The sequence below is a fragment of the Dietzia maris genome (assembly GCF_014144855.1).
GTDB classification, from domain to species: Bacteria; Actinomycetota; Actinomycetes; order Mycobacteriales; family Mycobacteriaceae; genus Dietzia; species Dietzia kunjamensis.
This window is the reverse complement of record NZ_JAALDN010000387.1, coordinates 1-10,627: the sequence shown is the minus strand read 5'-3', so window position 1 is coordinate 10,627 and position 10,627 is coordinate 1. Positions and strand designations below refer to the sequence as shown.

The window sequence follows — 10,627 nt, the reverse complement described above, 5'->3', positions numbered from 1 at the left end:
GGCCGCCCCCGACCAGCGCGCTGACGGGACTGTCCGCGATCACCCGGTGGGTGGTCGGCACGTCGGCGGTGAGGTCGGCGAGCTGGTCGCGCATCGCGCCCTCGACGTTCGCGCGGGCGGTCTCGTCGAACGCCACGACGCGGCCCACCGCCCGGTCGGCGGAGATCACCTCGAGTGACGTGCCGTGGTCGCGGGCCCAGGCGGCCGCCCAGGCCACGGCTCTGCGGGCGTCACGCGAACCGTCGTACCCGCACACGACCGGTCCGGTGGTGGTCTCCGACATGGGTTCCTCCTGCAGGTTCGGGGGCACGCGGTCAGGGCCGCCGCGGTGCGGTGACGGCGATCCGGGGTCCGGGTCCAGCCTAGTCGCAGCCCGTCGACGGTCGCCCGTGCTCCGCGGACCCCGGATGCGTGCCGGGTCGGCCGGAGAAATTCCTAGATCAGAACCCATCTTTTTCTGGACCTGTTCCAGAAAGTGGGCTAGGGTGATGCCCATGACGACAGCAGTTGAGGACCAGGGGGCAGTGCTCCGCGAAGCCGGGTTGAGGGTCACCTCGCCGCGGCTGGCGGTCCTCGCCGTCGTCGCCGGTCGTCCCCACATCGCGGCGGAGGACGTCGCGACTCTCGTCAGGGAACGGCTGGGCGCGGTGTCCACGCAGACCGTCTACGACGCGCTGCGCGTGTGCACCGACGTCGGCCTCATGCGCCGCATCGAACCCGCCGGCTCCCCGGCGCTGTACGAGCGTCGGACGGGGGACAACCACCACCACCTCGTGTGCCGGAAGTGTGGGCGCATCGAGGACGTCGAATGCGCGGTCGGACACGCCCCCTGCCTCACCGCCGACCGGGACCACGGCTTCGAGATCGATGAAGCAGAGGTCAACTACTGGGGAACTTGCCCCGAATGCCAGGCAGGGCAGGCCTCGCGTGTCTGATACTGAGACCTGGACCACACCACTACTCCGCACCTTCTACTCCACACCCCATCTCGAGGAGCAACTGACGTGACCATTCATCCCGCAGACCGCGGCGTGCGCGACTTCCAGCCGAACTCCCACACCACCACCGACAGTGGCCAGCCCGTCCCGCACGACGAGTTCAGCGCCCAGGTCGGCCCGCAGGGTCCGCAGCCGATCCACGACTTCCACCTCATCGAGAAGCTCGCCCACTTCAACCGGGAGAACGTCCCGGAGCGCCTGCCCCACGCCAAGGGCTCGGGCGCGTTCGGCGAGTTCGAGACCACCGAGGACATCTCGGACATCACCTGCGCCGGCCTGTTCCAGAAGGGCGTCAAGACCCCGATGCTCGCCCGCTTCTCCACCGTCGCCGGTGAGAAGGGCAGCCCGGACACCTGGCGCGACCCGCGTGGCTTCGCCCTGAAGTTCTACACCGAAGAGGGCAACTACGACATGGTCGGCAACAACACGCCGATCTTCTTCATCCGCGATGCGATGAAGTTCCCGGACTTCATCCACTCGCAGCGCCGCAAGAACGCTTCCGGCCTGCGCAACCACGCCATGCAGTGGGACTTCTGGACCCTGAGCCCCGAGTCCACCCACCAGGTGACCTGGCTCATGGGCGACCGCGGCATCCCCAAGACCTGGCGCCACATGGACGGGTTCGGCTCGCACACCTACCAGTTCATCAACGCCGCCGGCGTCCGCCACTGGGTCAAGTTCCACTTCAAGACCAACCAGGGCATCGACTTCCTCACGCAGGCCGAGGCCGACAAGTTGGCCGGCGAGAACGCTGACTACCACCGTCAGGACCTGTTCGAGTCCATCAAGAACGGTGACTTCCCGTCCTGGGACCTTCACGTCCAGGTCATGCCGGTCGACGAGGCGGACGGGTACAAGTACAACCCCTTCGACCTCACCAAGACGTGGTCGCAGAAGGACTACCCGCTGCGCAAGGTCGGCACCATGACGCTGAACCGCAACCCGCAGAACCACCACGCGCAGATCGAGCAGGCCGCGTTCGCGCCGACCAACATTGTCAAGGGCATCGGCTTCTCGCCCGACAAGATGCTGCTCGGCCGCGTCTTCGCCTACCCGGACATCCAGCGCTACCGCATCGGTGCCAACTACCAGCAGGTGCCGGTCAACCGTCCGCTGTCTCCGGTGAACTCCTACTCCAAGGAGGGCGCCATGCAGTACGAGTACCCGCACCCCGCGCAGGCCGAGTACCACCCCAACTCGCTGGGTGGTCCGACCGCCGACGCGTCCAAGGCGTTCGACATCGGCGCCTGGGACACCAAGGGCTCGGACATCTACCGCGGCGACGTGAGCCCGCACGCCGAGGACACCGACTCGGTCCAGGCCTCAATCCTGTACCGCGAGGTCCTCGACGACGCCGCCCGCGAGCGGCTGGCGGCCAACATCGCCGGTCACGTCTCGGCGATCGACCCGTCGGAGACCGAGCTGCTCGACCGCGTCTATGCCTACTGGGCCGCCGTCGACCAGGGCCTCTGCGAGGCCGTCAAGGCAGGCGTCGAGGCGAGCCCCCGCGGCAACCACACGCTGCAGGAGTGACACCCCGGTAGCCGGCCAGTAGCAGGCCGACATCCGCTACTCCCCCTACGGATTCGCTACTCCGATTGGACTAGCGAATCCGGGGGCGGGGTAGCGGATTTCGTTGTGTCGTCGTCGGTCAGCCGGCCCGCGCCACCGCCAGCGCGTCGTGATCCGCGATGGCGCGGCACGCCCGCCGCATCAGCAGGGCGAACATCTCGTCACCCCGATCCGTCCGGGTGCCGTACATCCAGCCGAAGATCCCCAGCACCGGCGTCTGCAGCAGGCCGTAGACGTAGTCGTCCCAACAGGCGTCGGCGGAATAGTCGGTGACACCGTGACCCAGCAGGGCCCGGTGGTAGTCCGCCACGATGTCGCGCTCGGCGGCCCGCCGGTCGTCCACGGTGAGGCTCGAACCGAGGAATCCGCCCAGGTCACGCCCGGGCAGGCCCACCGCGAGCGTCTGCCAGTCGCAGGCCAGCGAGGGACGGTTCCCGGCCGGGTCCACCAGCATGTTGTCGGCCCGGTAGTCGGCGTGCAGGAGCGCGAACCGCTCGGTCCGCCCGTTGGCCCACCGGGCGATCAGCGGGGCGATCTCCGCCATGATGCGGCGCTCGTCGTCGTCGAGTCTTCCCCCGAGTTCGGAGAGGAACGCCTCCAGCGCCGGCCCGCCGAGCTTCTGGAGAGTGACGTTGTCCTCGACCGTCGGCGCCGCGAGGCCCTCGATGCTCCGGAGCGTGGGGTCGCACCAGCGCGGTCCGTGGAGTCCCGCGAGGTTGACGGCGCAGTCGCGGGCCTGGTCGATCGTCAGCCCGGCGAGCTGGTCGCCCTGGACGAGCGGGGTGACGTCCTCGAGGATGAGCGTGAACTCGCCCTCCCGCTCGCCGAGCTCCGCGAACCGGACCCGCGGGACCCGCACGGCCACGGTCGGCGCGAGGTCACGATAGAACAGCACCTCGGTCCGGTACACGCCGTGCAACAGCGGCCGCATGCCCTCGTCGGGGTTCGGCAGTTTCACGAACAGCGTCGGCGGGAGCTCGTCGCCGTCGACGTGGGCGAGCAGGCAGCATCCGATCTGACCGGTGCCGACCAGCTCCGTCCGCACCGACCGGACCTCGGTGCCCAGGGCCTGCGACAGCCACGGCGCGGTGACCTCCTCCGGCGTACAGACCACCTGCGGGTTCGACGCGACACTAGTCATGACGGGAGATCCTTCCGGGATTGGGCTCGAGGTGGGCGAAGCGGTCGGGGTCCCGGCGCCCGCGCCACTCGGTGAGCACCGGGGCGAGCTCGTCGGGAGTGGCACCGTGCAGGACCACCGAGTCGGCGCCGAGCGCGAGCTGGCCCTCGATCCGGTCGGCGCACTGCGCGGCGTTGCCGACGGCGGCCGTGGCGAGCCACGCGTCGGGCAGGACCTCGCGGGCATGGCGCAGAAGGTCGAGATCGTCGGTGGCGTCGAGCGCGCCGGAATGGGAGGACAGTCGCTCGTCCGCGCGGAACGCCTCGAGCCCCGCCGGGTCCCACCCGTTCACCCGCACCAGGACATCGCCGTAGCCGGTGAGGTAGGTGGCCAATCGCCCGACGAGCTTGCGCAACCTCGCCGTCTCGTCGAGCGAGTCCTCGATGGTCGCCATCACCGACCAGATCCGCACGCCCGCGGGGTCGCGGCCGGCCTGCTCCGCGGACTCCCGGACCAGGCGGACGCAGCGCTGCACCGCCGCATCCGACATGAAGGTGTGGAGTACGACGCCGTCGGCGATCCGCCCGGCCAGCCGCAGCTGGTTGTCGCCCATCGCCATCATCAGCACCGGGATGTCCTCGTCGAACGACGCGTCCTGCATCAGGTACGGGTAGCTGCCGGCCGGGCCGTCGTGACCGACCACCGCCCCGCCGCCCCACAGCGTGCGGTAGATACCGATCGCGTCCTCGAGCTGCGCCGAGGTCACGTGCGGCAGGCCCATGATGTCGAAGAGCAGGGAGATGCCCCGGCCCAGTCCGAAGGCGTAGCGCCCGCCGGACATCCGGTGCAGGGTCGTCGCCATGGTCGCGGTCACCAGCGGGTGGCGGGTGTTGTGATTGGTCGCGGCGGTGCCCACTCCGATCCGGGAGGTCGCCGCTACCGCCGCGCCCGCCATCACCGCGGCGTCCTTGAGCGCGAACCTCTCGGACAGCAGGATGGACCCCAGGCCCAGCTCCTCGGCCCGCGCGGCTTCGGCGATGAGATCCGCCGGGGAGGCGCTGTGTCCGGCCAGCCCGTAGCAGGCGAGCTCGGGCATGAGGGCGGGGGGAGCGGCAGGCGGTCGGGCGGCGGCGTCGTCGGCCATGGGCACCTTCGGGGCGAGGGACTCCGGACGAACCGGATGTGACATGTGTCACCCTAGCGCCACGTGGTGTCCGGCAGCGGCGGTTCCCGCGCTCCGTCGGCACGGTCGCCCTACGGTGTCGCGGGTCGGCGACGCGCCGCAGCGCACCGTAGCGCACCGCAGCGCGCCGGGGAGTTCCGCCTACAGGCCCAGGACCGCCCGCGCGATGAGGAAGTAGACGATCAACCCGGTGGCGTCGACGAACGTCGTGATGAACGGGTTGGAGAACACGGCCGGGTCGGCGCGGACGGCCTGCGCGAGGAGCGGCATCAGACCGCCCACGGTCGCCGCGACGGTGCACAACACGAGCAGGGTCAACCCGATCACGAGTCCCAGATCGGTGCCGTAGATCAGGCCCGCCGCCAGCGCCCCGACAGCGCCCAGGACCAGCCCCAGCGTGAACCCGGTCCGCACCTCCTGGGCCAATACGCGCAACCCGTCGCGGGGACGCACGTCGCCCAGTGCGAGCGCGCGGGTCACGGTGGTGGCCGCCTGGTTGCCGGTGTTGCCGCCGGTGCCGATGATGAGCGGCACGAACAGCGACAGCGCCACCACCTGCTCGATCGTCCCCTCGAACACCTCGAGCACCTGGACTGTGAGCGCGGCACCGAGGGCGAGGACCAGCAGCCAGACCACACGCGACCGCACCAGCGATCGCACCGGGGTCGCGAGGTAGGGCGCGCGCAGCGGTTCCGAACCACCGGCACGCGCGGTGTCCTCGGTCTCGGCGTCCTCGAGGACCCGCAGGGCGTCGTCGAAGGTGAGGATCCCGACCAGCCGGCCCTCGTCGTCGACGACCGGCATCACGATGAGGCGCTCCTCCGCGGACCTGCGCGCGGCGGTCTCGGCGGACTCGCGTGCCCGCGCGGTGATCGCGTCGTTCATCAGGTCGCGGACCGGTGTCCCCGGCTCGGCGCGCATGATCGCGCGCAGGCCCACGATCCCCACCAGGCGACGCTGGTCGTCGGTCACCGGGATGCCGTAGATCGTCTCGGCCTCGTCGATCCGCTGGCGCACACGGTCGAGGGTCTCGCCGGCGGTGACGTCGGGGTGAGTGGAGATGAACTCCGGGCTCATCCGCCGACCGACCGAGCCGATCGGGTAGTCGAGCACCGCTGCGGTGAGGGCCTGCTCGTCGTGGTCGAGTTCCCGCATGAGCCGGGTGGCCACGCGCGCCGGGAGTTCGTCGATCAGCCCGGCCCGGTCGTCGGGGTCGAGGTCGGTGAAGATCTGGTTGACGCGGTCCGTGTGCAGCGCGCGGATCAGCTCGGACTGCAGCGGCGGGTCGAGGGCCTCGAAGACCACCAGCGCGGTGCCCTTGGACAGCAACCGGAACAGCACGGCCCGGTCCTTGGCGCCGCTGCGCTCGAGGACGTCGACGATCAGCCAGGGCGGCATCTCCTCGACCATGTCGGAGGCCGTGCGCAGGTCACCACTGTCGATCAAGGAGTCGATCCGTCGGGCGGCGTCGGCCGGATCACGCAGGGTCTGGTCCCGGCCGTCGCGTGCGTCACCCGGCCCGGTCATGTCCCGGTCTCCTCGGCGATGTCGTCGTAGGCCGTCAGCGGGTCGAGTCTGCCGTCCGCCCGGTAGGCGGCGCGGGCCAGCGTCATGGAGGCGACCGTCGTCACCACCACCGTCGCTCCCAGGGCCACCAGCGCCATGAGCAGCTGCGCCCAGGAGAACCCGGATCTCAGCTCGTGCCCGTAGGCCGAGAAGATGAACAGCATCATCCCCAGGCCGGTCGCCACGGAAAGGATGTTGATCCGGGTCAGCGCGTCGCCGGCCCGGGACATGGTCACCGCGGCCACCAGGAAGCACAGCGACCCGAGCAGCGCCAGTACACCGATCACCAGGTCCGCGATCATCGAGCCCCCCATCCCCGTCACCGCTGTCCTCGGGAGAGCAACCGTGCGAGGGCGACGGTCGAGAGCACACCGATGAGCGATCCGAGCATCACCACGTCCAGTGCCACCGCAGATCCCTGACGGATCACGAACAGCACGAACAGTGCCACCGCGCAGAAGTAACTCAGATCGGCCATGACGGCACGATTGGCGTCGCCCGGTCCACGTACCGCGCGGACCGCCGCCACCACCATGCTCGCGACGACGATCACGGTCGACACGGCCAGCAGCACCGTCAACAGCGAGCTCATCGGTCATCACCTCGCAGAACGGACAGCACCCGGTCCTCGGTCCGACCGAGCAACTCGATCATCTCCTGACGGGGCCCGCCGAGCACCACGTGGACCCACATCTCGTCGTCACCGATGACCGTCACCAGTGTTCCCGGCGTGACGGTGATCGCCCAGGCCAGGGCCGTGATCTCCACGTCGGTGCGGCAGCGCATGGGGTAGCGCACCAGCACCGGGGCGCCGATCGGACCGGGGGTGACGGCCTCCTTGGCCAGGGCCAACGACGACAGCACGACGTTCCACAGCAACCACCCCAGGACGACCGGGGCGCGGAGTACCCGGCGAATCACGAGCGTCCCCCGATCGTCGAGTCCGTCATCGCATCGGGGCCGTCGAGCACGGCCGAGACGTACGCGTCGGTGTCGACGAGCCCGGCCACCGCCCGGTCCACCTCCGGGGCGATCGCCCCGTACCCCAGGAAGAAGGCCACCGACAGGGCCGCGAGTACGCCCCCGGGCACGAGCAGGCGCGCCGGCACGCGCGGAGACAGGCGAACGTTGTCGTCGTCGTCGTCGCCGTGCTCGTCGACCTCCCGCTGGCGCTCGTCGCTGTCACCGTCGTCATCGCCGGGACGGGGCGCGGGTCCGCCCCACATGATGCCGCGCCACAGCCGGAGCATCGCCACGAGTCCGATGAGGGAGGAGACCAGGACGACGACGACGGTGGCGACTCCCCACGCGCCGCCCGTCCCCAGGGCGGCGGTCACGACCTCGAGTTTGCCGATCAGCCCCGAGGTGGGCGGCAGTCCGACGAGGGCGGCGATGGCGAGCACCAGCAGCACCCCCAGCGGACGTTCGCGATACCAGAGGCCCGACAGCCCACCCAGCTGTCCGCTGCGGTAGACGTGCTCGGCGGCACCGATCAGCATCACGAGCGCCCCGATGGTGACCATGTGGTGGATCATGTAGACGATCGCGCCGCCGGGGGCCTGCGCGACCGCCAGCGCGGCGAGGATGACGCCGACCCCGGAGACCATCTGCCAGGCGAGGATCTCGCGGGCGCCGACGGGGGACGCCGAGGCGACGGCACCCCACAGCGCGGTCACCAGTGCCACGACCAACAGGACGCGGCCCCATGCCGGATCGAGGTCGAACGCGGTCGCCCAGATCCGGATGACCGCGTAGAGAGCCACCTTGGTGTGCAGCGCGGAGAACAGCGCCATGACCCCGGCGGAGGTGCCGGGGTAGGCGCGGGGCAGCCACCCGTGGACGGGTACGGCGCCGGCCTTGATGCACAGGGCCATGAGCACCACACCCAGGGCGGCGGCGACCCGGCCGTCCTCCTGTGCCGCTCCCGCGAGCACGGCGAGGTTGACGCTTCCGGCGGTGCCGTACACGAAGCCGACGCCCGCGAGCAGCAGCGTGGAGGTGAGGAGGTTGATCACGACGAACAGCCGGCCCACGCCGAGGCGGCGCCACGTGCCCGTCATGGCGATGAGGGCGTACGAGGGCAGCAGCATGACCTCGACGAAGACGAAGAGGTTGAACAGGTCGCCGGTGAGTAGGGCGCCGTTGGCGCCGGCGAGCAGCAGCAGGGCCAGCGGGGCGAAGTAGCGGCTCCGGCCGAACTCCCCGGTCTGGTCACAGAACACCAGGGACATCAACGCCACCACACCGGTGGTGACCAGCATGAGCGCGGCGAACGAGTCGGAGACGAAGGGGATCGCGACGCCCGGCACGAAGCCGCCCACCGAGGCGGCGATCACCGGTTCGGACCGGTGCAGTACGAGGAGCACGAGCCCGGCGACCGCGGTGGCCGCCGGGACCGCCAGCGCCACGAGACGGCCGGCCTGCCGGGACGGCAGGATCGCCGTGACGGCGGCGGCCATCACGGGAATGGCTGCCAGCAGGGGCAGGAGCAGGGCGGTCACGACGCGTACTCCTCACCGGTGGGCGGGACGTTGTGGGTGTCGTCGTCGCGGCTCACCACGGCGAGCGAGAGCATGAACACGGTCACCGCGAGCGTGATGACGATCGCGGTGAGGACGAACGCCTGGGGGAGCGGGTCGGCGGACACGTCGACTGCGTTGACGTCGGCGAGTGGCTCGGCCCGCCAGGCCGCCACGCCGGCGCTGAGCAACGTGAGGTTGACCGCGTGGCTGATGAGCGCGAGACCGAACACGACACGGACCATGCCGCGCTGCATCATCAGGTAGACGCCGCCCGCGGTGAGGACGCCGATCATGATCGCGATGGTCACCGGGCGACCTCCTCTTCGGTTCCGGGACGAGTCCCCGGGGTGCCCCCGGTTACGCCGGTGTCGGCCCCAGCACGGGTCTTCCGCGGGCCCGACCTGCGGCGGCCGGTGTCCGGCGCGTCGGGGCCGGAGACGACCTCTGCGGGGGCGCGGCCCGCGCCGAGCGTGTTGAACGCGGTCATGACCAGTCCGAGGACGCCGGCGTAGACCCCGAGGTCGAAGATGAGGGCACTGGAGAGGTGCTGGCCCAGGAGGTACCCGTGGGCGGGCTGCAGGAACTGCCCGAGCGCGTAGCCGCCGATCCCGGTGAGTCCGGCGACCACCAGCCCCCCGCCGATGAGCGCGACCGGGGTGGAGGGCCGGCTCACGGGGCGATCCGACTCGCGGGCCAGGTAGACCAGCGCGAACGCGCACGCCGCGACCAGGGCGGCGATGAAACCGCCGCCGGGCTCGTTGTGGCCACGCCACAGCAGCATCACGGAGACCACGGCGAGGACCGGGGTCACGCCCCGTGCGAGCAGCTTCAACGGCACGGTGTTGCGAGCGGCGTCCTCCAACGCCTCCGCGGCCGTGCCGGTGCTCTTCGCGGAACCGGGCAGGGTCTCGCGGACGGACTCGGGATCCATGGTCTGGGCGGTGGCCCGGACCGAGCCGAGGACGCCGAGGATCGCGATGCCGGCCACACCGAGCACGGCCACCTCGCCGAAGGTGTCGAGAGCGCGGAACTCCACGAGGATCGTGTTGACGATGTTGCTCCCGCCGGTGATCTCGGGGCCGTTCTCCAGCAGGTACACGCCGATCGGGGAGCGTTCCCGGCGCCCGGTGAAGACCAGGACCCCGATGGTGGTCGTGATGCCGGTGAGGACGGCCAGCACGATGGCGGCGGTGTTCCTCGGGCGGGAGGCGGCGATGAAGTCGCGGGGCAACCGCCTCAGGACGAGCACGAACATGATGATCGTGAGCGCCTCGACCAGCAGCTGGGTCAGTCCGACGTCGGGCGCGCCGAGGCCGAAGATCTGGATGGTCACGGCGATCCCGACGGCCGACAGCAGCACCGCGGCCGAGAGGCGCGAGCGCGTGATGCACAGTCCCAGCACGCCCACCGCGACCACGAGGAGCAACACGACGTCGATCGCGCTCTCGAGCCCGCCGACGCGCGGGGGAATCGAACTGCCCGTCGCCAGGGCCCATCCGCCGATCCCGACCGCGTAGACGCTCAGGACCGCCAGCAGGGCGCCGGCGTGCCGGGCGGGGGAGTCCGACGCGGTGGGACGGACCAGCACGCGGCCGGCGCGCGTCGCCGCCGACGTCAGACCCTCGAGGACGGAGGCGCCCGTGAAGGGGAGCAGCTCCCGGTCGAG

12 protein-coding genes are annotated in these 10,627 nt (G+C 70.7%); 2 read left to right on the top strand and 10 right to left on the bottom strand.

Translation table 11 applies throughout. The features are described 5' to 3' along the window. The coding region (locus G6024_RS12710) for a universal stress protein (RefSeq protein WP_338122144.1) at positions 1-283 on the bottom strand (283 nt) is incomplete at its 3' end. Positions 284-494: 211 nt separating this feature from the next. On the opposite strand from G6024_RS12710, the gene G6024_RS12705 reads away from it, so the two are divergent. Together G6024_RS12705 and G6024_RS12700 are read left to right on the top strand one after the other, a co-directional pair. Further along, complete coding sequence (locus tag G6024_RS12705; protein WP_159148863.1) at positions 495-935, top strand: Fur family transcriptional regulator; 441 nt, start codon at positions 495-497, stop codon at positions 933-935. A 69-nt stretch (positions 936-1,004) separates the two neighbouring features. Continuing rightward, entirely contained in the window at positions 1,005-2,531 is a 1,527-nt protein-coding gene (locus tag G6024_RS12700) for a catalase (protein WP_159148862.1), read from the top strand. A gap of 118 nt (positions 2,532-2,649) precedes the next feature. Here the strand turns inward: G6024_RS12700 and G6024_RS12695 are convergent, their stop codons facing one another. The 9 genes from G6024_RS12695 to mbhE all read right to left on the bottom strand — a co-directional run. Continuing rightward, positions 2,650-3,711, bottom strand: a complete 1,062-nt coding sequence (locus G6024_RS12695; RefSeq protein WP_159148861.1) for a phosphotransferase family protein — start codon at positions 3,709-3,711, stop codon at positions 2,650-2,652. After that, positions 3,704-4,834 carry a TIGR03857 family LLM class F420-dependent oxidoreductase gene (locus tag G6024_RS12690; RefSeq protein WP_159148860.1) on the bottom strand — a complete coding sequence of 377 codons (1,131 nt, stop codon included), beginning with the start codon at positions 4,832-4,834 and terminating at the stop codon, positions 3,704-3,706. Before G6024_RS12690 ends, G6024_RS12695 begins: the two co-directional genes overlap by 8 nt. A gap of 180 nt (positions 4,835-5,014) precedes the next feature. Beyond that, positions 5,015-6,400: a magnesium transporter gene (gene mgtE / locus G6024_RS12685; RefSeq protein WP_159148859.1), complete on the bottom strand. Its 1,386-nt coding sequence runs from the start codon at positions 6,398-6,400 to the stop codon at positions 5,015-5,017. Further along, positions 6,397-6,753 (bottom strand): cation:proton antiporter, encoded by a 357-nt coding sequence (locus G6024_RS12680; RefSeq protein WP_235027895.1) that lies wholly within the window; start codon positions 6,751-6,753, stop codon positions 6,397-6,399. The genes mgtE and G6024_RS12680 overlap by 4 nt, the downstream gene beginning before the upstream one ends. A 5-nt stretch (positions 6,754-6,758) precedes the next feature. Further along, complete coding sequence (locus tag G6024_RS12675) at positions 6,759-7,031, bottom strand: monovalent cation/H+ antiporter complex subunit F (protein ID WP_096906162.1); 273 nt, start codon at positions 7,029-7,031, stop codon at positions 6,759-6,761. Further along, positions 7,028-7,360: a Na+/H+ antiporter subunit E gene (locus G6024_RS12670; RefSeq protein WP_159148857.1), complete on the bottom strand. Its 333-nt coding sequence runs from the start codon at positions 7,358-7,360 to the stop codon at positions 7,028-7,030. The genes G6024_RS12675 and G6024_RS12670 overlap by 4 nt, the downstream gene beginning before the upstream one ends. After that, complete coding sequence (locus G6024_RS12665; RefSeq protein ID WP_200841568.1) at positions 7,357-8,940, bottom strand: proton-conducting transporter transmembrane domain-containing protein; 1,584 nt, start codon at positions 8,938-8,940, stop codon at positions 7,357-7,359. The genes G6024_RS12670 and G6024_RS12665 overlap by 4 nt, the downstream gene beginning before the upstream one ends. Beyond that, on the bottom strand, positions 8,937-9,269 hold the full coding sequence (locus tag G6024_RS12660) for a sodium:proton antiporter (RefSeq protein WP_067716236.1): 333 nt from the start codon (positions 9,267-9,269) through the stop codon (positions 8,937-8,939). The genes G6024_RS12665 and G6024_RS12660 overlap by 4 nt, the downstream gene beginning before the upstream one ends. Further along, positions 9,266-10,627, bottom strand: a 1,362-nt coding sequence (gene mbhE / locus G6024_RS12655; RefSeq protein WP_159148856.1) for a hydrogen gas-evolving membrane-bound hydrogenase subunit E, incomplete at its 5' end; no start/stop codon positions are given. The genes mbhE and G6024_RS12660, both read right to left, overlap by 4 nt.

What these genes read in the sequence shown, in the direction of transcription:
- G6024_RS12675 (WP_096906162.1), bottom strand. Translation starts at nt 7,031, where the DNA reads ATGAGCTCGCTGTTGACGGTGCTGCTGGCCGTGTCGACCGTGATCGTC.
- G6024_RS12695 (WP_159148861.1), bottom strand. Translation starts at nt 3,711, where the DNA reads ATGACTAGTGTCGCGTCGAACCCGCAGGTGGTCTGTACGCCGGAGGAG.
- G6024_RS12690 (WP_159148860.1), bottom strand. Translation starts at nt 4,834, where the DNA reads ATGGCCGACGACGCCGCCGCCCGACCGCCTGCCGCTCCCCCCGCCCTC.
- G6024_RS12680 (WP_235027895.1), bottom strand. Translation starts at nt 6,753, where the DNA reads ATGGGGGGCTCGATGATCGCGGACCTGGTGATCGGTGTACTGGCGCTG.
- mgtE (WP_159148859.1), bottom strand. Translation starts at nt 6,400, where the DNA reads ATGACCGGGCCGGGTGACGCACGCGACGGCCGGGACCAGACCCTGCGT.
- G6024_RS12705 (WP_159148863.1), top strand. Translation starts at nt 495, where the DNA reads ATGACGACAGCAGTTGAGGACCAGGGGGCAGTGCTCCGCGAAGCCGGG.